Source organism: Streptomyces sp. NBC_01478 (assembly GCF_036227225.1).
GTDB lineage: Bacteria > Actinomycetota > Actinomycetes > Streptomycetales > Streptomycetaceae > Streptomyces.
The window spans coordinates 9,364,729-9,387,290 of record NZ_CP109444.1 but is presented as its reverse complement, the minus strand read 5'-3'; the positions used below and the strand labels follow the sequence as shown (position 1 = coordinate 9,387,290).

18 protein-coding genes are annotated in these 22,562 nt (G+C 71.1%); 2 read left to right on the top strand and 16 right to left on the bottom strand.

From position 1 onward, the window contains the following. Nucleotides 1-51: 51 nt before the first annotated feature. From OG223_RS42035 to OG223_RS42000, 8 genes are all read right to left on the bottom strand, one after another. The gene (locus OG223_RS42035; RefSeq protein WP_329260801.1) at nt 52-564 is read right to left on the bottom strand and encodes an O-acetyl-ADP-ribose deacetylase; all 513 of its coding nucleotides are present in this window, start codon (nt 562-564) and stop codon (nt 52-54) included. Further along, a complete protein-coding gene (locus OG223_RS42030) occupies nt 561-1,970 on the bottom strand; it encodes a phytoene desaturase family protein (protein WP_329260798.1) in 1,410 nt (469 codons plus the stop codon). Before OG223_RS42030 ends, OG223_RS42035 begins: the two co-directional genes overlap by 4 nt. 109 nt (nt 1,971-2,079) lie before the next feature. Then, complete coding sequence (locus tag OG223_RS42025) at nt 2,080-2,922, bottom strand: inositol monophosphatase family protein (protein WP_329260795.1); 843 nt, start codon at nt 2,920-2,922, stop codon at nt 2,080-2,082. Nucleotides 2,923-3,007: 85 nt separating this feature from the next. Continuing rightward, nucleotides 3,008-4,807: a gamma-glutamyltransferase family protein gene (locus tag OG223_RS42020; protein ID WP_329260792.1), complete on the bottom strand. Its 1,800-nt coding sequence runs from the start codon at nt 4,805-4,807 to the stop codon at nt 3,008-3,010. A 35-nt stretch (nt 4,808-4,842) separates the two neighbouring features. Continuing rightward, entirely contained in the window at nt 4,843-6,843 is a 2,001-nt protein-coding gene (locus OG223_RS42015) for a LamG-like jellyroll fold domain-containing protein (protein ID WP_329260790.1), read from the bottom strand. A gap of 114 nt (nt 6,844-6,957) precedes the next feature. Beyond that, nucleotides 6,958-7,785, bottom strand: coding sequence for a class I SAM-dependent methyltransferase (locus OG223_RS42010; RefSeq protein WP_329260788.1), 828 nt, complete (start codon nt 7,783-7,785; stop codon nt 6,958-6,960). Further along, nucleotides 7,782-8,489: a response regulator transcription factor gene (locus OG223_RS42005; protein ID WP_329260785.1), complete on the bottom strand. Its 708-nt coding sequence runs from the start codon at nt 8,487-8,489 to the stop codon at nt 7,782-7,784. The genes OG223_RS42010 and OG223_RS42005 overlap by 4 nt, the downstream gene beginning before the upstream one ends. Beyond that, nucleotides 8,486-9,601 (bottom strand): sensor histidine kinase, encoded by a 1,116-nt coding sequence (locus OG223_RS42000; RefSeq protein WP_329260782.1) that lies wholly within the window; start codon nt 9,599-9,601, stop codon nt 8,486-8,488. Before OG223_RS42000 ends, OG223_RS42005 begins: the two co-directional genes overlap by 4 nt. 166 nt (nt 9,602-9,767) lie before the next feature. Between OG223_RS42000 and OG223_RS41995 the strand changes: the two genes are divergently transcribed. After that, entirely contained in the window at nt 9,768-10,763 is a 996-nt protein-coding gene (locus OG223_RS41995) for a carboxymuconolactone decarboxylase family protein (RefSeq protein WP_329260779.1), read from the top strand. A gap of 164 nt (nt 10,764-10,927) precedes the next feature. Then, entirely contained in the window at nt 10,928-11,599 is a 672-nt protein-coding gene (locus tag OG223_RS41990) for a hypothetical protein (RefSeq protein ID WP_329260777.1), read from the top strand. A 26-nt stretch (nt 11,600-11,625) separates the two neighbouring features. Here OG223_RS41990 and OG223_RS41985 read toward each other — a convergent pair whose 3' ends face one another. The 8 genes from OG223_RS41985 to OG223_RS41950 form a co-directional block, all read right to left on the bottom strand. After that, on the bottom strand, nt 11,626-13,158 hold the full coding sequence (locus OG223_RS41985; RefSeq protein WP_329260774.1) for an NCS1 family nucleobase:cation symporter-1: 1,533 nt from the start codon (nt 13,156-13,158) through the stop codon (nt 11,626-11,628). A gap of 127 nt (nt 13,159-13,285) precedes the next feature. Continuing rightward, complete coding sequence (locus tag OG223_RS41980) at nt 13,286-14,305, bottom strand: TIGR03842 family LLM class F420-dependent oxidoreductase (protein WP_019062017.1); 1,020 nt, start codon at nt 14,303-14,305, stop codon at nt 13,286-13,288. An 11-nt stretch (nt 14,306-14,316) separates the two neighbouring features. Further along, the gene (gene hydA / locus OG223_RS41975) at nt 14,317-15,720 is read right to left on the bottom strand and encodes a dihydropyrimidinase (protein ID WP_329260769.1); all 1,404 of its coding nucleotides are present in this window, start codon (nt 15,718-15,720) and stop codon (nt 14,317-14,319) included. 142 nt (nt 15,721-15,862) lie between these two features. Beyond that, entirely contained in the window at nt 15,863-16,705 is an 843-nt protein-coding gene (locus OG223_RS41970; protein ID WP_329260767.1) for a nitrilase-related carbon-nitrogen hydrolase, read from the bottom strand. A 155-nt stretch (nt 16,706-16,860) separates the two neighbouring features. Next, nucleotides 16,861-18,423: a PucR family transcriptional regulator gene (locus OG223_RS41965; protein WP_329260765.1), complete on the bottom strand. Its 1,563-nt coding sequence runs from the start codon at nt 18,421-18,423 to the stop codon at nt 16,861-16,863. A gap of 27 nt (nt 18,424-18,450) precedes the next feature. Beyond that, nucleotides 18,451-19,737, bottom strand: a complete 1,287-nt coding sequence (locus OG223_RS41960) for an aspartate aminotransferase family protein (RefSeq protein ID WP_329260762.1) — start codon at nt 19,735-19,737, stop codon at nt 18,451-18,453. Continuing rightward, the gene (locus OG223_RS41955; protein ID WP_329260759.1) at nt 19,734-20,576 is read right to left on the bottom strand and encodes a nitrilase-related carbon-nitrogen hydrolase; all 843 of its coding nucleotides are present in this window, start codon (nt 20,574-20,576) and stop codon (nt 19,734-19,736) included. Before OG223_RS41955 ends, OG223_RS41960 begins: the two co-directional genes overlap by 4 nt. A gap of 271 nt (nt 20,577-20,847) precedes the next feature. Beyond that, entirely contained in the window at nt 20,848-22,524 is a 1,677-nt protein-coding gene (locus OG223_RS41950; RefSeq protein WP_329260758.1) for a hypothetical protein, read from the bottom strand. Between the last annotated feature and the right edge of the window lie 38 nt (nt 22,525-22,562).

Genomic DNA, 22,562 nt, shown 5'->3' with positions numbered 1-22,562 from the left:
GCAGCTGTGCAGGGGACTCGGGCGAGTTGGGCAGACGGACCCCGACCGTCGTCAGCGGACGTGCCGGGCGAACGCCTCGTACGCCCGCTCGTCGAAGAGGACGAACCTGACCTCCTCGACCGACGTCGTCGCCGCCTGCACCGTCTCCACCGCGACCCGCGCCGCGTCGTCCATCGGCCATCCGTAGATACCCGCGGACACCGCCGGAAAGACGACCGTACGGACACCCAGCTCGTCCGCCACCCGCAACGACTCCCGGTAGCACGAAGCCAGCAGCTCCGAACGGTCCTCCTCGTGGGTAAACCGCGGACCCACGGTGTGGATCACCCACCGCGCGTCCAGTTCGCCCGCCGTCGTCGCGACCGCCTGGCCGGTGCGCAGGCCCTTGCCGTAATGGGAGGCGCGGAGCTTGCGGCATGCCTCCAGGATCGCGGGACCGCCCCGGCGGTGGATCGCGCCGTCCACTCCCCCGCCGCCCAGGAGGGAGGAGTTCGCCGCGTTGACGATCGCGTCGGCGCTCTGACGGGTGATGTCGCCCCGGACGAGGGTGATGGTGGTGGTCATGACTGCCTCAGTCGTCGCCAGACGGCCTTCGCCGCGTTGTGTCCCGACATGCCGTGCACTCCGGGGCCCGGCGGGGTCGCCGAGGAGCAGATGAAGACGGCCGGGTGCGGGGTGCCGTACGGGGAGAGGGAGAGTTTGGGGCGCAGCAGGATCTGGAGTCCGGAGACCGCGCCTGAGCCGATGTCGCCGCCCACGTAGTTGGCGTTGCGGGCGGCCAGTTCGGGTGGGCCCGCGGTCGCGCGGGCCAGGACGCGGTCGCGGAAACCCGGGGCGAAGCGCTCCAGTTGGCGTTCCAGGGCGTCCGTGAGGTCGCCGGTCCAGCCGCTGGGGACGTGGCCGTAGGCCCAGAAGACCTGTTTGCCGGCCGGGGCCCGGGTGGGGTCGACGATGCTGGGCTGCACGGTGATCATGAACGGCCGGTCGGGGGCGCGGTTCTCGCGGGACGCGGCGCGCAGGGCGGTGCCGATCTCCGTGCTGTCGGCGCCGATCTGGACCGTGCCCGCGGTGCGTGCCTCCTTGGCGGTCCAGGGCACCGGGCCGTCCAGGGCGTAGTCGACCTTGAAGACTCCGGCGCCGTAGCGGAAGTTCTCGTAGTAGTTGCCGAAGCCCGCGATCTTCGCCAGGGCGGTGGGCGAGGTGTCGAAGACGTAGGCGCGGGCCGGGGGAAGGTCGTCGAGGCGCTTGACCTCGTAGTCGGTGTGGATCTCGCCGCCGAGGTCCTTCAGGTAGGCGGCCAGGGCGTCCGAGATGGACTGGGAGCCGCCGCGCGCCACCGGCCAGCCACGCGCGTGTGCCGCCAGGGCGAAGACCAGGCCGATCGCGCCGGTGGCGAAGCCGCTGAGCGGGGCCATGACGTGGCCGACCAGTCCGGCGAACAAGGTCTTGGCGCGCTCGTCCCGGAAGCGGCTGGTGAGCCAGGTCGACGGGGGCAGGCCGAGCAGGCCGAAGCGGGCGAGGGTGACCGGGTCGCGCGGCAGTGCGGTGCGCGGCAGGGACATGAAGTCGCGGACCAGGGTGTCCCACTTGGGGAGGAAGGGCTCGACGAGCCTCCTGTACGTCCCCGCGTCGCGCGGCCCGAAGGAGGCGGCCGTCTCCGCGACCGACCGCGACAGCACGGCCGCGCTGCCGTCGGTGAAGGGGTGCGCCATGGGCAGCTCGGCGTGCAGCCACTCCAGGCCGTAGCGCTCCAGGGGCAGGGCGCGGAACGCCGGTGAGTTGATGCCGAGCGGGTGCGCCGCCGAGCAGGGGTCGTGCCGGAAGCCGGGGAGGGTGAGCTCCTCGGTGCGGGCACCGCCGCCCACGGTGTCCCTGGCCTCGAACACGGCCACGGAGAAGCCGCGCCGGGCCAGCTCCACGGCAGCCGTCAGTCCGTTCGGCCCCGCACCCACCACGACCGCATCGAGCATCGACGGCACCTTGGGACCCCTTCGTCAGCCGATGGCAACTCGAGGTCAGGATATGCCGCGGGACCGACAATCCCGGGGCCAGCTCTTCGAGTGAGTGGAACCCGTGACCCTACGACGCCCTCAGCAGGTCGATCACGCGCCGGGCCGTCGCCGCGTCCCGGGCCGCGGTGAACGGCAGTGCGTTGCCGCCCGTGATGCGGAAGGGCTCTCCGGTGAGGGTGAGGTGGGCGCCGCCCGCCTCCTCGACGAGGAGCAGGCCCGCCGCGTGGTCCCAGGCGGCCTCCCAGGAGAAGGCCGTGGCGTCCAACTCGCCCCGGGCGAGGGCGAGATACTCCAGTCCGGCCGAGCCGCACGGGCGCGTGTGCACACCGTCCGCCCACAGGCCGAGCAGGGAGCGCTTCTGGGCGTCCGTCGTGTAGTCCGGGTGGGAGGTGGCCACCTCCAGGTCCCGGGCGGGGTCCGGGGCGCCGGAGCGCAGCCGTACGCCGTCGAGGAAGGCGCCGCCGCCCTTCACGGCCGTGGCCAGTTGGTCACGGGCGGGTGCGTAGGTCCAGGACGCGAGCAGTTCGCCGTGCCGGGCGAGCGCGACCAGGGTGCAGAAACCGGTCTCGCCGCGCACGAACTGCCGTGTCCCGTCGACCGGGTCGACGATCCAGACCGGGGCGTCGCCCTGGATGGCCTCGTACGTCTCCGGGTCGGCGTGCACCGCTTCCTCGCCGACCACGACGGAGCCGGGCAGGAGGGAACCGAGCACCTTCGTCAGATACCGCTCGGCGTTGCGGTCGGCGTCCGTGACCAGGTCGTGCGGGCCGCTCTTCTGGTCTATCTCGTGCGCGGCGAGCTGCCGGAAGCGGGGCATGATCTCGACGGCCGCCGCGGTGCGGATCGCTTCTTCGATGTCGGCCGTGTGCTGTACGAGAAACTCGTCGATGGTTTCGGTGTCCTCGATCATGCCTCCATGAGAGCACGCGTCACTGACAATCCCCACCCGCCCAGTACACACCGGGTGGAATCACCGTGAACACCCGGGTTCGGGATCACCGCCCCACGGCGTACCCCTGCATGCCCCGCGGATTCGCCGCCGCCGACAGGATCCCGGCCTCCGGGTCCCGGGCGACCGCGCACAGCCGCCCCTCCGACCAGGCGTCCCCGACGGTCACGTCATGGCCGCGCCGCCGCAGCTCCTCCACGACCGCCGGGTCCGTGCGGGACTCGACCGTCACGCTCCCCGGCCGCATGCCGCGCGGGTAGAAGGATCCGGGGAAGCTGTCGTTGTGCCAGTTCGGGGCGTCGATCGCGCCCTGGAGGTCGAGGCCGCCGCGCACCTTCGCGCGCGTGGCGACCGCCAGGAAGAAGTGCAGTTGCCACTGGTCCTGCTGGTCCCCGCCCGGTGTGCCGAACGCCAGGACCGGCACTCCGTCGCGCAGGGCGATCGACGGGGTGAGCGTGGTGCGCGGACGGCGGCCCGGGGCGAGGGAGTTGGGCAGGCCGGGCTCCAGCCAGGCCATCTGGAGCCGGGTGCCCAGGGGGAAGCCCAGCTCGGGCACCACCGGGTTGGACTGGAGCCAGCCGCCGCTGGGAGTGGCCGCGATCATGTTGCCCCAGCGGTCGACGACATCGAGGTGGCAGGTGTCGCCACGGGTGCCACCGTCGGCGGCGACCCGCGCGACGGTCGGCTCCCCCGCCCCCATCGGATCGAAGCCGGACTCCGCGGGCGCCACCACGCGCGCGTGCCCGCACAGTCGCGGAGCGCGCCCTCCGGGACTGCCCGGCCGCAGCTCGTACGACGCCTTCTCGCCGATCAGCTCCCGTCGCGCCGCGTTGTAGTCCGCCGACAGCAGCTCTTCCAGTGGTACGGCGTCGTCGCCCGCGTCGCCGTACCAGGCCTCCCGGTCGGCCATCGCGAGCTTGCAGCCCTCGATCAGGAGGTGGACGTATTCGGCGGACCCGTAGGAGGGCAACTCGGGCGGGAGCAGCGCCAGTTGCTGGAGGAACACCGGGCCCTGGCTCCAGGGGCCGGCCTTGCAGAGTGTCCAGCCGTTCCAGTCGTACGTCGCCGGTGTCTCGTAGGACGCGGACCAGGAGGCCAGGTCGGCGGCCGTGAGGGTGCCGGTGTGGCGCTCGCCGCTGGTGTCCATGGTGGGCCGCCCGGACTGCCGTACGAGGGCCTCGGCGATGAACCCGGACCGCCACACCTCCCGGGCCGCCTCGATCTGGGCCTCCCGGTCCCCCGCCCCGGCGACCTCGGTGAGCAGCCGCTGCCAGGTGGCGGCGAGGGCGGGGTTGCGGAACAGCTCGCCGGGCCGGGGCGCCTTCCCGCCCGGCAGGTACACGTCCGCCGACGAGGTCCACTCCGTCTCGAACAGCTCCCGTACGGCCTCCACGGTCGCCCCGACGTTGTCCACGCACGCGTGCCCGTTCTCGGCGTACCCGATGGCGTACTTCAGGACGTCGGCCAGGGACTTCGTGCCGTGGTCGCGGAGGAGCAGCATCCAGGCGTCGAAGGCGCCGGGGACGGCCGCCGCGAGGGGGCCCGTTCCGGGTACGAGATCCAGACCGAGTCCCCTGTAGTGCTCGATCGTCGCTCCCGCGGGTGCCACGCCCTGTCCGCACAGCACCCGCACCTCCCCGCCCGCCGGGGCGAGGAGGATGGGCACCTCACCGGCGGGTCCGTTGAGGTGCGGTTCCACCACGTGCAGCACGAACGCCCCGACGACAGCGGCGTCGTACGCGTTGCCACCGTCCTCCAGGACGGCCATCGCCGACTGCGAGGCCAGCCAGTGGGTGGAGGACACCATGCCGAAGGTGCCCTGGAGGGTGGGGCGGGTGGTGAACATACGGAACATCTAACCAACCGGGGTGTCCACGAACCCTAGGCGTTCATGAACTGGCCCGGCCGCAGCGCCCGGTCGGTGATCCGTACGTCCCCGATGGTGCCGTGGAAGACCTGGCTGACCGCGCCCGCCCACTGGTAACCGCCAAGCAGGAAGGGCATGTTGAGCGTGGTCAGCCCGACGGACGTGCTGGTGGGGTTGCGGCCCTCCTCGCAGCCGTTGACGTAGAGCTTGCTGATACGGCCGTCGTTGGCGACGGCGACGTGCCACCACTCCTCCTGCTGGAGGAGGTGGCTCCAGGCGGTCGTGGCGCCGTTCTGGTTGAGCGGGTAGGCGTTCCACTGGAGCTCGACGGAGCTGGAGAGGCTGAGGGTCTGGACGGGCTCGTCGGCGGTGGCCGAGGGGCCGTTCTTGCCCGCCTGGGCGGCCGTGCCCGCGCGGCTGAGCATCGAGGACCAGCCGTTGCGGCCGCCGTCCCAGTCGGCGGGGACCTTGAAGAAGACCTCGAAGGTGTAACCGCGGGCGAAGGTCTCGTGGTTGAGCGGTGCCGTGTCGACGGTCTGGAGGTACGCGCCGCTGACCGGGTTGCCCTGGCCCGCGAACACCAGCCCCGCGTGGGCGGGTTGATCGGGGTGGTGGTCGGTGGTCCAAGTGAGCGCGTGCGCGGGGGTGTCGGGGACGGTCTTCAGGATGAGGTCGTTGCCGTGGCCCGCCTGGTCCCGGACGACCGTGCCGGCGGCGACGTCGCTGCCCGCCGTGCCGCCCTCGTCGAACCGCCAGTACGCCAGCGTGCCCGGCAGCAGCATGCGCCGCGCGGGGCGGGACGTGCGCGGCGGGACCGGCGCGAAGCCGGCGAAGCGCTTCTCGAAGTCGATCGCCATCGAGAAGTAGTCGACCTTCGAGGTCAGTTCGAGTTCCTTCGCCGCGAGGGCGTTCAACTCGCCCTTATTTGCCAGCTCGCGGATCCACGGCGAGAAGGTGGCGACGTCGATCATGCCCCGGTCGAGGTCGAAGCGGTAGGAGCGGATCATGCCCGCACCGCCGTAGTAGCGGTCCTGGTAGTTGGTGATGTGCAGATGGACGTCGTTCCCCGCGCTGTTCTTCAACACCGTGCTGCCGGGCGGCCAGTAGTGGCCGTTGAGGGTGAGGAAGATCTGGTCGTTGTCCTTGATCAGGCCGTCCCACAACTGCTGTCCGTAGGCGGACAGTTCGGCCGCGCCGTCCTCGTCCGAGCCGACGAGCTCGTGCGTGGTGACGATCACCGGCAGCGTCGGATTGGCTGCGATGACAGCGTTGGCCCAGGCGAAACCCTTCGCCGACAGCCGCCAGTCCAGCGACAGCAGCAGCCAACTCCGGCCGCCCGCGCGGAAGATGTGCGCGGTGTTGTAGCCGTCGGGGCTGGAGGAGTGGTGGCCGGATGTCTTCCTGGCCCGCGCCGGGCTGAAGGTGTCCAGGTAGGGGGTGGCGCCGCGCTGGTCGTCGGCGCGGACGTCGTGGTTGCCCGCCAGCACGCCGTACGAGGCACCCGCGCGGTCCAGCAGGTCGAACACCTTGGTGGCCGCCGCGTACTCCTCGGGGAGACCGTTCTGCGTCACGTCACCGAGGTGGGCCAGGAACACGATGTTCTCGTCGTTGCCGCCCGCGCGGCCCGCCGGGTCGAGGACGTAGCGGAACGACGCCTCCATCGGCACCGGGTGGATGCGGTCCTGGTCGAACATGTACTGCGTGTCGGGCATCACGACGACGGTGAACCGGGCGTTGTCCGGATCCGGGTCCCATGTCCCGCGCGGGGTCGGTGACATCGTTGTCTGACCGTACGGGTCGCCGCCGCCCCTCTCCGCGTGTGCGGGGGCCGCGCCCAGCAGCCCGGCGGCGGCCGTTCCCGCGCCGAGCGCGCCGGCCCGGTGCAGGAACGTACGGCGGCTCGACGCGGCGACGCCGTCGCCGTCGAGGTCCGCCGTGCGCGGGCAGTCGCAGCCCGTCGCGTGCCGATCGTGGCCGTCGCCGAGGCCTCTGTCACCCGTGGGAGAACTGTCCATGTCCGCTCCAATTGCCGAGTACGAGAACGGAGTCACGCTACGGACGGCCGCGGTACGGGGGACTTGCGCGCCGGGTACCGACTGCCGAACGCTCCCCCAACACCGCTCGCCCCGCTAGGAGTTGCGCCTGCCGGCGGTGAGCAGATGGCCGCTGGTGCCGAGCAGCGTGGGCTCGGACTCGATACGGCGGGTGGCCGCCAGGACGGCCTCGCGGCGGTCCGGGTCGTCCAGCCAGTCCTCGATGCCGCCCATCAGCCAGGCGGCGCCTTCGAGGCCGTACTGGCCCTCGACGGTGAGGCCTGTCTCCGTGAACTCCTCGGGGGCTTCGTGGGGTTGGGCGAAGTAGGCGGTCGTGAAGAGGCCGCCGTCCTGGGAGTCGTGGCGTCCCTCCTGCGTCTCGCGGTCGACCCGCGGGCGGTGCTGGGCGGTGAAGTACAGCTCGTGCTTGAGCAGGTCGTGCAGTCCCGCGAAGCGGTTGATCGTCGCCGCGACGACCAGCCCACCCGGCCGCACCACCCGACGCGCCTCGCTCAACGCCCGTACGCGGTCGGCCCGTTCGGGCAGGTGGTACAGCGGCCCGAGCAGCAGCACCACGTCGTACGAGGCGTCTTGGACGGGCAGCGCCCTGGCGTCCCCGGCGCGGGCGGTGACCCCCGGCAGTCGGCCCGCCTGTTCCACGTGCAGCGGTACGGGGTCGACGAGGTGGACCCCGTACCCGTCCCGCGCGAGCCACTCGGCATGGATCCCGCTGCCCCCGCCGACGTCCAGCACCCTCGCGGGAGCCGTCGGCAACAGGCGCCGCAGGACGTCCTGGGTGCGCCAGAACTCCAGCCGCTCGGAGCCCTGTCTGAGGCGGCCGTCCTCCTTGCCCTGGGCGTAGTAGGCGAGGATCTCCTCGCGGACATGGGCGGCCGGGTCCTGCGCGCGTGTCGTCTCGGTCATCGCCCCAGGGTGCGATCCGGTGCGTCCGGCTCGCAACGGGATTCCGGCGCGCGGGCCGTCACCAGCCCCGACTCGTAGGCGAACACGACGAGTTGGGCCCGGTCCCGGGCTCCGAGCTTCGTCATCGCCCGGCTGATGTGGGTCTTCGCCGTGAACGGGCTGATCACCATGTGGGCGGCGATCTCCTCGTTGGTGAGGCCGCGCGCGGCCAGGGCGGTGACCTCGCGTTCGCGGCGGGTGAGGTGTTCCAGGCCGGTGGCGGTGGAGCGGTCGGGGGGCCGGGAGACGAACTCGCCGATGAGGGTGCGGGTGACGGCCGGGGAGAGCAGGGCCTCGCCGCCGGCGACGATCTCGATCGCCTGGAGCAGGTCCGCCGGGTCGGTGTCCTTGAGGAGGAAGCCGCTGGCGCCCGCGCGGAGCGCCTCGAAGACGTACTCGTCCAGGCCGTAGTTGGTGAGGATGACGACCCGGACCGACGAGAGGGCCGGGTCGGCGGCGATACGGCGGGTCGCCTCGATGCCCGTCATCACCGGCATCTGTACGTCGATCAGCGCGATGTCGGGGAGCTGCGCACGAACGAGGGCCACGCCCTGTTCGCCGTTGGCCGCCTCGCCCACCACCTCGATGCCCTCCTCGGCGTCGAGCAGGGCGCGGAAGCCCGCGCGCATCAGCGCCTGGTCGTCGACGACCGCGACCCGGATCATCCCGCCTCCCCCAGCGGCAGTTCGGCCCGTACCGAGAAGCCGCCCTCCGCGCGCGGGGCGGTGTGCAGGGTGCCGCCCAGTGCGGTGACGCGTTCGCGCATGCCGGTGAGGCCGATGCCCGGCTTCGGCGGACAGTCGGGCTGGGCCGCTCCGTCGTCCTCCACGCGTATCGTCAAGTCTGCTTTGCCATAGTCGAGTTGGACGCAGACCTTGGCCGGGCCCGCGTGCCGGGCCGCGTTGGTGAGGGCCTCCTGGACGATGCGGTACACCGCGCGGTCGACCGTCGCCGCGAGGGGGCGCTCCTCGCCCGTCACCGCGAGTTCGACGGCGAGGCCGGCCGCGCAGGCCCGCTCCACGAGCAGCTCGGGGGTGCCGGTGGGCTCCTCGGTGGTGCGCAGGATCTCCAGGGTGGCCCGCAGTTCCCGCATCGCCTCGCCGCCCGCCTCCTGGATGGCGAGCAGTGCGGGCGGCACCTCCTCGCCGCGCTTGCGGGCGAGGTGGACGGCGACGCCCGCCTGGAGCTTGACGATCGAGATGCTGTGCGTGAGGGAGTCGTGCAACTCCCTTGCTATGCGCAGGCGTTCCTCGCCCTCGCGGCGCAACGCGACCTCCTCGCGGGTGCGTTCGGCCTCCAGGGCGCGCTGTTCGGTCTGGCGCAGATACGCCTGCCAGTTGCGGTCGGCGAGGCCGGTGACCACCGCGCACAGGAACCAGCCGGCGATGAGCGCGGTCCGCTCGACCACCTGCTGGGTCGTGGGCCCCGTCGCGAAGTACGCCGCCAGGAACACCGCGCCCGCCCCGGCCGCCCAGCCGCGGTGTCCCACCCGCGCCGCCGTGTGCATGGCGGCGAGGACGGGCAGACCGGCGATCGGCCCCGGGTGGGCGTGCAGGACATAGGCCGCCTCCCCCGCCGTGGTCACGGCGAGGACCGCGCGCGGAGCCGTCTGGTAGAACGCCAGGGCGGCCGAGGCGAGGGCGACGAGCGCGTAGTCGACGGCGGTCGTGTCCGTGTCGAAGGCGGCGACGGTCATGACGAGGGCGCCGATCACGACCGCGAGGGACGCGTCGGCGAGGCGCCTGCGTGGGGTCACATCGACCGGGTACCCGCTCATGACCGCACAGTAGACCGCCGCGCCGACACAGGCGTCAGCCCTGTGGACAACTCCTGGACTACTCCCCACGCAGTACTACCCGGGCCCGCGCCGACCGGCCGACGCAGCGTCAACTCCCTTCGGCCGTACGACGACCGGGGGCACCCGAGCAGCGCACGCTGCTGCCATGCCCACACCCTTCCGGCACACCCGGCCCCCGTCGCCGAAGTCCGCCACCGGCCGCACCGCCGAGGTCTTCGAGCAGATTGCCGTCGACTTCGGTATCGAACGGCCCCCGACCTTCGTGGTCCTGTCCTCCGCGCCCGAACTCCTCGCCCCCGCCTGGGCGTTGATGCGCGAGTCGCTGATCGCGGGCGCCGGCAGCCGCACCGGCAAGGAGCTGGCCGCGCTCGGCGTCTCGCTCGCGAACAAGTGCCCGTTCTGCGCGGACGCGCACACCGTCCTGCTGCACGCCACCGGCGACCACGCCCTCGCCGAGCACCTGGCGCGCGGCGGCACACCGGAGAACGAGGAGCACGCGCGCGTGCTCGACTGGGGCCGCCGGACGCGTGTCCCCGGCGCGGCCCTCACGCCGTACCCGTTCCCGCGCGAGCAGGCGCCCGCCTACCTGGGCACCGCGCTCGCCTTCCACTTCATCAACCGCGTCGTGTCGGCCCTGCTGACCGAACAGCTCCTGCCGGGCAACGCCCAGCGGTTCCGGGCCGTACGGAGCCTCGTGGGCCGCAGCGTCGCCCGCACCGTGCGCCGTACCGCCGTCCCCGGAGCGGCACTCCCCCTGCTCGACACGCCGGGACCCGGCCCGGACTGGGCGGCCGGGACGCCGGTGGGCCCGGCCTACGACGCGCTGCGCACGGCCGCGCTCGCGGGTGCCGAGCTGCTCGACGCGGACGACCGGACGCTCGTACGGGAGACGCTGTGGGCCTGGGACGGTTCGCATCCGCCGGTCGTCCTGCGCGGCTTCCCGAGCCGGCGGGAGCGGCCGGCGGCGCGCCTCGCGGTGCTGGCCGCGCTCGCGCCGTACCGGATCACGGAGGAGGACGTGGCCGCCTGGCGGGAGCCGTCGGACGGTGACGCGCGTCTCGTGCGGCTCGTCGCCTACGGGGCGTTCGCGGCCGTCGAACGGATCGGGACGACGATGCGCGTGCCCGCCGTTCACACCTGACGGGTGGACATAAGAGGACACACAACCCGTCCTCAGTCAGGCACTGTCACCGCACAGGCACGGAGCGAGTTCATGCTTCCGCCTCACAGGGAGTCATGTGACACTGGCCGTCCCCGTCCGCAGTGCGGACCCGCTCCGCACCCTTCCCCCACGAGAAGTGCGACTTGCGTTCTCTTCCTCTGCCGCTCGCTCTCACCGCGCGTCTGTCGCCGGTCGTCGTGCTCGCCGCGATGGGCTGGGCCCTGACGTCCGGTCCGTTCGCCGCGACGACGACCGCCGATCACAAGGCGACGCCCGAGTCCGACTCCTCGTCCGGGTCCTCGGCCCCGTCGACGGCGCCCGTGGCCAAGGCGTACTCCACTTCTCCCGCCCCGTGCGGAAGCGTGTCGGTGGCGACGATCAAGTCGCTGGTGCCGGGCGCGAAGACGGCCGGCAAGGAGATCCCGTCGACGGACACGAAGGTGCGCCGCACCTGCTCGTGGAACGCGCTCAAGGGGTACGACTACCGCTGGCTCGACGTGTCGTACGAGATCACGGAATCGGACGAAGCGGCGAAAAAGTCGTACACCGAGACGACTGCGGAGAAGAGCGGCGGCGGCGCGGTTCCCGGGCTCGGCGACTCCGCGTACTCCATCGTGAACCTCACCACAGAGGACAAGCAGCAGACGCGTGAGGGCACGGTCGTCGTCCGCGCGGGCAACGCGCTGGTGACCATCACGTACAACGGCAGCGACTTCGAGAACAAGAAGGCGCCGAGCACGGACGTGATCAACAAGGGTGCGATCAAGGCCGCGAAGGAAGCGGTGACCGCGCTGGAGGGCGGCAGGGCCAGCTAGCCCGACCGCCCTCCGAACAACGGGGCCTACGCCTCGACGGGCGTCGGCTTCTTTCCGGTCAGCAGCGTCAGCGCCACGTAGAGCGCCATCGACGTGCCCAGGCCTACGGCCCAGCCGTAGTCGGCGAGCGAGGACAGGGCCGGGATGGGCCGGCCGTCGATCAGCGGGTGGAAGTCGGCGCCGCCGACGGCGAGTACACCACCCACCACGAAGGCGACGACGGCCCGCCAGTTCCAGCCGCCGTCGTACCAGTAGCGGCCGCCCGCCTTGTACAGGTCGGTGAGGTCGAGCTTGCCGCGGCGCAGGATCCAGTAGTCGGCGATGAGGATGCCGGCGACCGTGCCGAGCAGACCGCCGACCAGACCGAGCCAGGTGAAGATGTAACCCTGCGGGTCGGAGTACAGCTTCCAGGGGAAGATCAGCACGCCGAGGACGCTGGTCACGAGGGCGCCGGTACGGAAACTGATCTTCCGGGGCGCGATGTTGGAGAAGTCGAAGGCGGGCGAGACCAGGTTGGCCGCGATGTTCACGGACAGGGTCGCCACCAGCACGGTCACCAACGCGTAGAGCAGGCCCACGACGTTGTCCGTCTTCGCCGCGAGCTGCACCGGGTCCCAGATCGCCGTGCCGTACACGGCCTGCGAACCGGAGGTCACCAGCACCGACAGGAACGCGAACAGGGTCATGGTGGTCGGCAGACCGAGGGCCTGGCCCCATGTCTGGGCCTTCTGGCTCTTGCCGTAGCGGGTGAAGTCCGGGATGTTCAGCGACAGCGTGGACCAGAAGCCGATCATGCCCATCAGTGAGGGCCAGAACAGCTTCCAGAAGCTGCCGCCCCAACCGAGCTTGGACGGCTGGTCGAAGAGCGGGCCGAAGCCGCCGGCCTTGCTGCTCATCCACCACAGCATCACGAACGCGCCGACGAGCACGAAGGGCGCGGCCCAGTTCTCGAAGCGGCGGATCGTCTCCATGCCCCGGTAGATGATGGCCACTTGGAGCACCCAGAACAGCGCGAACGACAGCCACATCGTCCAGGCGTACCCGCCGATGTGCGAGGCGTTGGCCCAACTGTCCCCGATCAGCTTGCCGGCGAGGAAGAAGATCGCCTCACCGCCGATCCAGGTCTGGATGCCGAACCAGCCACAGGCCACCAACGCCCGCACCACGGCTGGGAGGTTGGCGCCGCGCACACCGAACGAGGCACGCGCGAAGACCGGGAAGGGGATGCCGTACTTCGGTCCCGCGTGCCCGGTGAGCAGCATGGGCACGAGCACGATCAGGTTGGCCAGGGCGATGGTGAACACCGCCTGCTTCCAGTCCATGCCGACGGCGATGAGCCCGGAAGCCAGGGTCCAGGAGGCCGTGTTGTGGGCCATGCCGACCCACAGCGCGGAGAAGTTGTACGTGGTCCAGGTGCGCTTCTCGACGGGAACCGGCAGCAGATCGTCGTTGGCGTACGGCCCGGCGGGCAGCGAAGACCCCGGGGCGAGCTCCACCCGCCCGTCGGCGAGGGTGACTTGAGCGGTCGGCTCTATGGCCGTGGGAGCGGTGTCGGTCATGGGCAGGCCAATCGATGAGGTGGGTCCGGAAAGGCCGTGCGGGGCTCCGGTCCCCCTCCCCGGGACGGCGGGGAGGGGGAGAACTGGAGTGGGGGGACGGGGAGTTGAGCGGTGGTGCGGGTGTGCGTCAGCCGTTGACGGCCGGGATCACCTTCGACCCGTAGGCGTCGATCGTGGCTTCCTGCGCGTCGTGCATGTCGTAGACGGCGAACTGGTCGACGCCCAACTCCTTCAAGGCGTTGAGCTTTTCGATCTGCTTCTCGGCCGATCCGATGATGCAGAACCGGTCGACGATCTCGTCGGGCACGAAGGCGGTGTCGGGGTTGTCGGAGCGACCGTGATGCGAATAGTCGTACCCCTCACGGGCCTTGATGTAGTCCGTGAGTTCCTCGGGTACGGCGGCGGAGTGCTCGCCGTACTTCGAGACGAGGTCGGCGACGTGGTTGCCGACCATGCCACCGAACCAGCGACACTGGTCGCGGGCGTGGGCGAGTGCCTCGGGCGAGTCGTCCTCGGTGACGTAGGCCGGGGCAGCCACACAGATCTTGACCTCGGACGGGTCACGCCCGGCCGCCACGGCCGCGTCCTTCACCGCCTTCACCATGTACTCGGTGAGGTAGAGGTCCGAGAGCTGGAGGATGAAGCCGTCGGCCTCCTCGCCGGTCATCTTCAGCGCCTTGGGGCCGTACGCGGCCATCCAGACCGGGAGTTGGGCGTCCTCCTTGGCCCAGGGGAACTTGATGACCGTGCCGCCGAGGTCCGCCTCCTGGCCGGAGCCGAGCGCCCTGATGACCTTCATGGCCTCGCTGATCCGGGCGAGCGTGTTCGGGGTGCGGCCCGCGACCCGCATCGCGGAGTCGCCGCGGCCGATGCCGCAGACCGTGCGGTTGCCGAACATGTCGTTCAGGGTGGCGAAGGTGGAGGCGGTGACCTCCCAGGTGCGGGTGCCCGGGTTGGTGACCATCGGGCCGACCGTCAACTTCGTGGTGTTGGCCAGGATCTGACTGTAGATCACGAACGGCTCCTGCCACAGTACGGCGGAGTCGAAGGTCCAGCCGTAGGTGAAGCCGTTGCGCTCGGCGCGCTTCATCAGGCTGATGACCCGCGAGGCCGGCGGGTCGGTCTGCAGGACGAGTCCGAAGTCCATGTGCGCCACTCCTAGTTGAGGTACTGACTGGTGGAGCGCGGGGTGTAGACGCCGTGGCCCGCGTGCCCGGTGTACTCCCGCTCGGTGATGACGAGTTCGCCGCGCGAGAGGACGGTCTCGACGCGGCCGGTGAGGCGCTTGCCCTCGTACGCCGAGTAGTCGACGTTCATGTGGTGCGTCTCGGCGGAGACGGTCTGTTCGGCGTTCGGGTCGTAGATGACGACGTCGGCGTCGGCGCCGGGGGCGATGGTGCCCTTCTTCGGGTAGAGGCCGAACATCCGCGCCGGGGAGGCGCAGGCGATCTCGATCCAGCGGCGGCGGCTGATGTGGCCGTCGACGACGCCCTGGTGGAGCAGGTCCATGCGGTTCTCGACGCCCGGCATGCCGTTGGGGATCTTCGAGAAGTCGCCCCGGCCCATTTCCTTCTGGCCCACGAAGCAGAAGGGGCAGTGGTCGGTGGAGACGACCTGGAGGTCGTTGGTGCGCAGGCCCTGCCACAGCTTGGCCTGGTGCTCCTTGGGCCGAAGAGGCGTGCTGCACACGTACTTCGCGCCCTCGAAGTCGGGCTCGGCGAGGTTGTCCGTCGAGAGGAACAGGTACTGCGGACAGGTCTCGCCGAAGACGGGGAGCCCCTCGTCGCGCGCCTTGGCCAGCTCGGCGACCGCCTCCATCGCGGAGACGTGCACGACGTAGAGCGGGGCGCCCGCGACCTGCGCGAGCTTGATGGCGCGGTGGGTGGCCTCGGCTTCGAGGAGGGACTTGCGGACCTCGCCGTGGTAGCGGGGGTCGGTCTCGCCGCGCGCGAGCGCCTGTTCGACGAGGACGTCGATCGCGATGCCGTTCTCGGCGTGCATCATGATCAACCCGCCGTTGTCTGCGGCGCGTTGCATGGCGCGCAGGATCTGGCCGTCGTCGCTGTAGAAGACGCCCGGGTAGGCCATGAACTGCTTGAAGGAGGTGACGCCCTCCTGCACCAGCAGGTCCATCTCCTTGAGGGTGCTCTCGTTGACGTCGGAGACGATCATGTGGAAGCCGTAGTCGATGGCGCAGTTGCCCTCGGCCTTGGCGTGCCAGGCGTCGAGGCCCTCGCGGAGGGCTCCGCCGACGCTCTGGATGGCGAAGTCGACGATGGTCGTCGTACCGCCCCAGGCGGCGGCCCGGGTGCCGGTCTCGAAGGTGTCGGCGGCCTTGGTGCCGCCGAACGGCATCTCCATGTGGGTGTGGGCGTCGACCCCGCCCGGGATGACGTACTTCCCGGTGGCGTCGATGACCCGGTCGGCGGTCCAGGCGTCGGCCGTCGGGGTACCGGAGGTGGCCAGTGCTGCGATGCGGCCGTCTTCGATCAGGACGTCGGCGTGGAGTTCGTCGGACGCGGTGATGACTAGGCCGCCGCGGATGACGGTACGGGTGCTCATTGTTTTGACTCCGCTGGATTGTGGTCTGGTGCGGGTCTGTGGGGGCTGGGCGCGCCCTGCGGCGAAGCCGCCAATGGACGCTTCCCCGCGCCCCTGTGGAAGGGGTGCGCCCTCCACAGGGGCGCGGGGAGCCTACGTTTCTTTACGGTGCGGTCAACGGGCCGTACGCGTCCGGGCGGCGGTCGCGGTAGAACTGCCAGCGGTCGCGGACCTCGCGGAGTTTCGCCAGGTCCAGGTCGCGGACGACCAGTTCGGTCTCCTTGTCGCTGGCGACCTCGCCGACGAACTGGGCCTCCGGGTCGACGAAGTAGGTCGTGCCGTAGAAGTCGTTGTCGCCCAGCTCCTCGACACCGACCCGGTTGATGGCGCCGACGAAGTACTCGTTGGCGGCGGCAGCCGCGGGCTGCTCCAGCTGCCACAGATAGGCGGACAGGCCTCGCGAGGTCGCCGACGGGTTGAAGACGATCTCGGCGCCCGCGAGGCCCAGTGCGCGCCAGCCCTCCGGGAAGTGCCGGTCGTAGCAGATGTAGACACCGATCTTGCCGACCTTGGTGTCGAAGATCGGCCAGCCGCTGTTGCCCGGGCGGAAGTAGAACTTCTCCCAGAATCCGGGGACTTGGGGGATGTGGTGCTTGCGGTACTTGCCGAGGTACGAGCCGTCCGCGTCGATCACGGCGGCCGTGTTGTAGAGGACGCCGGGCTGCTCCTCCTCGTACATCGGGAGGACCAGGACGATGCCGTGTTCCTTGGCGAGCGCCTGGAAGCGCTTGACGATCGGGCCGTCCGGGATCGCCTCGGCGTACTCGTAGAACGCCTTGTCCTGGACCTGGCAGAAGTACGGTCCGTAGAACAGCTCCTGGAAGCACAGGACTTGAGCACCCTGCGCGGCCGCGTCGCGGACCGCCTGTTCGTGTACCTGGATCATGGACTCCTTGTCGCCCGTCCAGGCTGTCTGGAACAGGGCGGCACGAATCACGGTGCTCATCGGGACCTCCGGTCGCTAGGTGTGCGAGGAGCTTAGGAAGCCCTGAAGTCGGGTTTGAGTTGCACGGTGTCACGTCTGCGGGCGCGCGGCGTTCCACGGTGTCACCCTGTCGTGGCCGCATGTTTCACCGCCGTTTTCGCAGGTAGTCCCATGTTTCACCCCTGTTGCGCGTCGTGCGCGAGGAGCGCGATGTGCACCGAGGCGGCCTGCTCGAAATCGTCGAGGTCCACCCCGAGCCGGCCCTCTATGGCCTCCAGCCGGCGGTACAGCGCGGGCCGCGACACGTGGTGGAGCTGCGCGGTGCGGGACTTGTTGCGGCCGGTGGCCAGATACGTCCGCAGTACGGCGAGCAGGTCCTCGTCGGCCGCGCACAGCAGCCCGTCCAGCTCCCGCTCGGCGAACGACTGCACCTGCGGGTCGTCCCGCAACAGTCGGATCAGGCCGCGCAGATGAACGTCCTTGAGGCGTACGACGGTGGGGAGGTCGAGGGCGTCGCTGGAGTCGGCCACGGCGTCGGCGACATGCTGTGCCTCGCGCAGTCCGGCGGGCACGTCGTCCCAGACGGTGCGCTGCCCGGCGGCGGCCACCACCGCCTTCAACGCCCCTGACTCGGTGCGCAGTCGGCTCGCGAAGTGCGCGGCGAGGGCGTCCGCGTCCTGGTCCCGGGGCAGGCTGAGCAGCACGGCGGTGGCCCCGTCGGCCAGTTCCGCGACGAGTCCGGGGAGACCCAACAGCCGTAGCACCCGGTCGAGTTGGGCCGTGTCGCCGTCGCGGACGACCATCGGTACGAAAGTGCGCCGGTTGACCGGGAGTCCGGCCGCGCGGGCGCGGGGCAGGAGCTGGCGGGCCGGTACGACGCCGCTCGCCAGGTCGGTGAGCAGGCTCTGGGCGGACTGTTCCTCCCAGGTGTGGGCGGAGCCGCCGAGCATGCGGTGCAGGACGAGGGCTTCGGCCGCGCGGTCGGCGAGGAGGCGTCCGGTGGCGGTGTCGCCGCGGTAGCCGCACAGCATGATCTGGCCCCAGCGCTCACCGCGTCCGCCCAGCTCGGCGCGGATCCAGCCGTCGCCCTCGCTGCCGCCGGCCTGCCGGGCGATGCGCTCCCAGTCGCGCAGCACGTCGTCCACCGCCGACCGCTCCCCCGCCGTGGCGAGGACGCGGTGGGCGAGGTTGGTGACGACGACCGGGCAGGCGCTGTGCGCGGCGATCTCGTCGAGCAGGCTCTGCAGCGGGGCCCCGCCGGTGATGAGTCCGGTGAGCGCGGTCCGTACGGCCTCGGAGAGGCTGACGGCGGCGAACTTCCGCCGTACCAGCCGGGATTGGACCTCTTCCGTCAACTCGGCGAAGGGGAAGGGGCGGTGGAGCACCACCATGGGCAGCCCGCAGCGCTCGGCGGCGCGGCGCATCACGTCCGGCGGGGCGGGGAACGCGCGGCCGAGACCGAGGACCACGGCGGACGCCTCCGCGCGGTGCAGGGACTGGATGTACTCGGCTTGGGCGCCCTCGTCACCGGCGAGCAGGACGCCGGTGGTGAGGATCATCTCGCCGCCGCTGAGCATCACGCCGACGTCGGCGGCCTCGGCGACGTGCACCCAGCGCACGAGCCGGTCGAGTTGGCCCGCGCCGGCCACCACCTCGGGTTCCCCGGCGAGGACCCGTTCCAGGCCGAGGACCTGACGCACCGACAGGGCGGGCTCCAGGGTGTCCAGGGTGGTGGCCATAGCGCTGTTCCCTTGCTCGTACCGCTACTACTGCGTGCTCCGCAGAGCTTGTTCGAGGATGGCGGCGCCCTCTTCGGCCTCCGCGACGGTCAGGGACAGCGGCGGGGCGATGCGCAGGGCGCTGGTGTTGTGCCCGCCGCCCTTGCCGATCAACAGGCCGCCCGCACGGGCCGCTTCCAGTGCGGCGCCCGCTGCCTGCGGATCGGCTTCGTCGGTGCCCGGCTTCACCAGCTCGACGCCGATCATCAGCCCGCGCCCGCGCACTTCCCGTACGCCGGGATGCTGTGCGGCGACGGCCCGCAGCCGCTCGATGAGGAGACCGCCGACGCGGCGGGCGTTGCCCTGGAGGTCGTGCTCCAGCAGATAGGTGAGGTTGGCGAGGCCGGCCGCCATGGTGATCTGGGTGCCGCCGAAGGTCGAAATGCTGTTGGAGTCCAGGCAGTTCATGATGTCGGCGCGGGCGACGACACCGCCGATCGAGCTGCCGTTGCCGATGCCCTTGGCGAAGGTGAGGATGTCCGGCGGACCGTTCTCGGCGTGGGCCTGCCAGCCCCAGAAGTGGTCGCCGGTGCGGCCCCAGCCGGTCTGCACCTCGTCGGCGATCCACAACACGCCCTGCTCGGCCAGCACTTCACGGAAGGCCGCGTACAGACCGTCCGGCGGGGAGGTGAACCCGCCGACGCCCTGGACGGGTTCGGCGATGAGCGCGGCGGGCGGCCGGACATGACCGAGCAGGTCCTTCAGGTCGTCCACGCAGGCCGCGATGAACTCGGCGTCGTTCAGGTGCGCGTAGGGTCCGCGCGTCCGGACACCCCCGTGGACGTACAGCGTCTGGAGCGGGGACAGCGAGGTCGGGGACCAGCCGCGGTTGCCGGTGATGCCGACCGAGCTGAAGGAGCGGCCGTGGTAGCTGTTGCGCATGGCCAGGATCTGGTTGCTGCGCCGGTACGAGGTCGCGAGCATCAGCGCGGTGTCGTTGGCCTCGGTGCCCGAGGTGGTGAAGAAGACGCGGGCGTCGGGGATGCCGGACAACTGGGCGACGCGCTCGGCGAGTTCGACCATCGGCCGGTTGAGGTAGAGCGTGGACGAGTGGATGATCCGCCCGGCCTGCTCGCTGACCGCCTTGGTGACCTCGGGGAGCGCGTGCGCGGTCATGGTGGTGAGGATGCCGCCGAAGAAGTCGAGGTACTTGTTGCCCTCGGCGTCCCAGACGTGCCGGCCCTCGCCGTGCGTGATTTCGAGCGGGTCCTCGTAGTAGAGGGCGAGCCAGTCCGGGAGCACGGCCTTGTGCCGTCCCAGCAGGTCCTTGGTCACGGCTGCACCAGCCCTTCGTAGGCGTCGGGGCGGCGGTCGCGGTAGAACGCCCACTGCTGTCGTACTTCTTCGATGAGGCCGAAGTCGAGGTCGCGGACGAGGAGTTCCTCGACCTTGTCGCTGGCGACGTCGCCGACGAACTGGCCGCGTGGGTTGACGAAGTACGAGGTGCCGTAGAAGTCGTTGTCCCCGTACTCCTCCACTCCCACCCGGTTGATGGCGGCGATGAAGTACTCGTTGGCGACGGCGGCGGCGGGCTGTTCCAACTGCCAGAGGTAGGCGGAGAGGCCGCGTGAGGTGGCGGACGGGTTGTAGACCAACTGGGCGCCGTTGAGCCCGAGTTGACGCCAGCCCTCGGGGAAGTGCCGGTCGTAGCAGATGTAGACGCCGATCTTGCCGACGGCCGTGTCGAAGACGGGCCAGCCGGCGTTGCCCGGCCTGAAGTAGTACTTCTCCCAGAAGCCCTTGACCTGGGGGATGTGGTGCTTGCGGTACTTGCCGAGGAAGGTGCCGTCGGCGTCGATCACTGCCGCGGTGTTGTAGTAGAAGCCGTCCTGCTCGATCTCGAAGACCGGGACGACGATCACCATGCCGGTCTCGCGCGCGAGCTGTTGCATACGACGCACGGTCGGCCCGTCGGGCACCGGCTCGGCCCAGTCGTAGTGCTCCGGTTCCTGGACCTGACAGAAATAGGGGGCGTTGAACACTTCCTGGAACCCGATGACCTTGGCGCCCTGGCGGGCCGCCTCGCGGGCGTGTTCCTCGTGTTTCGCCACCATGGAGTCGGTGTCACCGGTCCAGGTGGCCTGGACCAGAGCGGCGCGTACGACGTTGGCCATGAGCTGCTCCTTCGACGGGGACGTCAGAGCCTCTACGCCCGTAGACAAAGGCCGTAGAGGGATGAACGTAAGCCTCCCGAGGAGCCTTGCCAAGACCATCGTCGTTAACCCGCGGAGTCGATCGCGTTTCACACTCCGGTGGGTGAGCCGCTGGGCCGGGTAGCCGGATCGGATGGGCTCCGTGCAGTACAGCGCCCCGTAAGGGGCGCGGGGAACTGCGCGCCCAGCCCCCACCGGCGCGCGGCCAATGAACCGCATGACAGCGGAGCGCTCACGCGCTGAAGCCCGCCACTCGCAGGGCGTGGACCAGGTCCCAGTGGCATTCGTCGGAGGCACCCTGGGCGGCCTCCAGCAGGAGCGGAACGAGCTGCTGCGGGTCGGCGGCAACACTGCGGGCGGCTTCTTCGGGGGTGCGGACGCGGACGTACGCGTCGAACAGGGCACGGATCTCCCGGCGGCGCCCCTCCGCGGCCAGCGCGAGCACGGCCTCGCCTATCTCGGCGGCGGGGCGGGCCACGCCCTGCCGCAGGATCTGCTCGCCGTCCGCCGTACGGCCGGCCGCGACCAGCGCGTCCGCCGCGCCGACCAGCCGGTCGGCGGGCAGCGAGGCGGCCTCCCACAGGAGCGTCGCCCAGTCCGCGCCGAGGCCGGCCCGCTGCAGCTCGGCCGCGAGCAGCGGGAAGCGCGCGGCGGGCCAGTACGCGGCCTCGACGAGCAGTGCGTGCGCCTCGCCGCTACGGCCCTCGCGCCGCAGCCCCACGAGCCGCCGAACGGCCTCCACGGTGCTCTGCCGCGCCTCCGCGTCCAGGGGCTCCCGCTTCGGCTGCTCCCGCTCGACCGGCCGGGCGGCCCCGGCGAAGCGGGCTCCGCGCGGGGTGCGGCGGGTGGTGGGCGCGGGCGCGGGGAGTTCCGGTACGGCGGCTGCGGGGTCCGGGGCCGGGGTGGTGGCGGTGTCGTCCTCGGCCAGGCCGGCGAAGCGGGCGCTGCCCCGGCGGCGCTTGCGCTGCTTGGGGGCGGGGGCGGCCGCCTCGGTCTCGGCCTCGGCCTGGTCGGGCAGCTCGGCCGCGGAGGCGGCGTCGGGGTCGGTGAAGCCGCTCGCCATGGGTTCCGGGCTGTCGAAATCGGGCGCGGGGTCCGGGTTGGCGTAGCCGGGGTTCGCGCGCTCGAATTCCTCGTAGCCGCGGCGGGCGTCCGGCACTCGGCCGTCCCGGCGCGCCCCCACCACCCCGTCGGCACTGCCGTAGCCGCCCTGCGGTCCGGTGGTACCGGGCATCTGCTCGGTGTCGCGCTGGCGGGGCAGCCGGTGCGGGGCGGCGTTCCGGTCGTAGGCGGCGTTGCTCTGGTCGTAGGCCGAGTTGTCCCGGTCCTGGGGCATGTCGTCGACGCGGAACACATTGCCGTGCCGGTCGCGGTGGACGCCCCGACTGCCCCGGAGGTGGGCGAAGTTGTCCAACTGCTCGATGCGGGCGCGGAGTTCGGCGCAGCGGGCGGTGGCGCGTTCGTGGTCGTCGTGGGCCCAGGCGAGGTCGAGGCGGAGGGCGTCGGCCTCTTCCCGGGTCCCGGCGACGTTGAGCAACCGGCCCAGTTCCGCCTGCCGTTCGGCCGCGTACTTCTGCTCGCGGAGCATCACGTCGAGCCGGTCACCGAGGGCGTCCCGGCTGCCGGGACGGGCGTCGAACGCGGCGAGCGCCGCCGCGTGCAGGGCGCGGGCCCGCTCCCCCTCCTGGGTCGCGACACCGTGGCCGTACTCCGCCGCGAGGTCCTGGAGGAGGGCCTCGACCACGTCCCAGGGCGGTATCTCACGGCCGCCGAGACAGGCTTGCATGCCATCGGGATCGCGCTGCCAGAACACCCCGCACCAGCCGCCGCCCTGGTCCAGGCGCGCCAGGAGACCGTCGAGGTAGTTCGCGAACTCCCGCACCTGTCCGGGGAGTTGATCCACAGCCATGCTCCAACTCCCGCCAGACCGGAATGCTCCGATCCGTA

Coding starts and splice junctions, on each gene's coding strand:
- OG223_RS42035 (WP_329260801.1), bottom strand. CDS start 564: ATGACCACCACCATCACCCTCGTCCGGGGCGACATCACCCGTCAGAGC.
- OG223_RS42030 (WP_329260798.1), bottom strand. CDS start 1,970: ATGCTCGATGCGGTCGTGGTGGGTGCGGGGCCGAACGGACTGACGGCT.
- OG223_RS42025 (WP_329260795.1), bottom strand. CDS start 2,922: ATGATCGAGGACACCGAAACCATCGACGAGTTTCTCGTACAGCACACG.
- OG223_RS42020 (WP_329260792.1), bottom strand. CDS start 4,807: ATGTTCACCACCCGCCCCACCCTCCAGGGCACCTTCGGCATGGTGTCC.
- OG223_RS42015 (WP_329260790.1), bottom strand. CDS start 6,843: ATGGACAGTTCTCCCACGGGTGACAGAGGCCTCGGCGACGGCCACGAT.
- OG223_RS42010 (WP_329260788.1), bottom strand. CDS start 7,785: ATGACCGAGACGACACGCGCGCAGGACCCGGCCGCCCATGTCCGCGAG.
- OG223_RS42005 (WP_329260785.1), bottom strand. CDS start 8,489: ATGATCCGGGTCGCGGTCGTCGACGACCAGGCGCTGATGCGCGCGGGC.
- OG223_RS42000 (WP_329260782.1), bottom strand. CDS start 9,601: ATGAGCGGGTACCCGGTCGATGTGACCCCACGCAGGCGCCTCGCCGAC.
- OG223_RS41995 (WP_329260779.1), top strand. CDS start 9,768: ATGCCCACACCCTTCCGGCACACCCGGCCCCCGTCGCCGAAGTCCGCC.
- OG223_RS41985 (WP_329260774.1), bottom strand. CDS start 13,158: ATGACCGACACCGCTCCCACGGCCATAGAGCCGACCGCTCAAGTCACC.
- OG223_RS41980 (WP_019062017.1), bottom strand. CDS start 14,305: ATGGACTTCGGACTCGTCCTGCAGACCGACCCGCCGGCCTCGCGGGTC.
- hydA (WP_329260769.1), bottom strand. CDS start 15,720: ATGAGCACCCGTACCGTCATCCGCGGCGGCCTAGTCATCACCGCGTCC.
- OG223_RS41970 (WP_329260767.1), bottom strand. CDS start 16,705: ATGAGCACCGTGATTCGTGCCGCCCTGTTCCAGACAGCCTGGACGGGC.
- OG223_RS41965 (WP_329260765.1), bottom strand. CDS start 18,423: ATGGCCACCACCCTGGACACCCTGGAGCCCGCCCTGTCGGTGCGTCAG.
- OG223_RS41955 (WP_329260759.1), bottom strand. CDS start 20,576: ATGGCCAACGTCGTACGCGCCGCTCTGGTCCAGGCCACCTGGACCGGT.
- OG223_RS41950 (WP_329260758.1), bottom strand. CDS start 22,524: ATGGCTGTGGATCAACTCCCCGGACAGGTGCGGGAGTTCGCGAACTAC.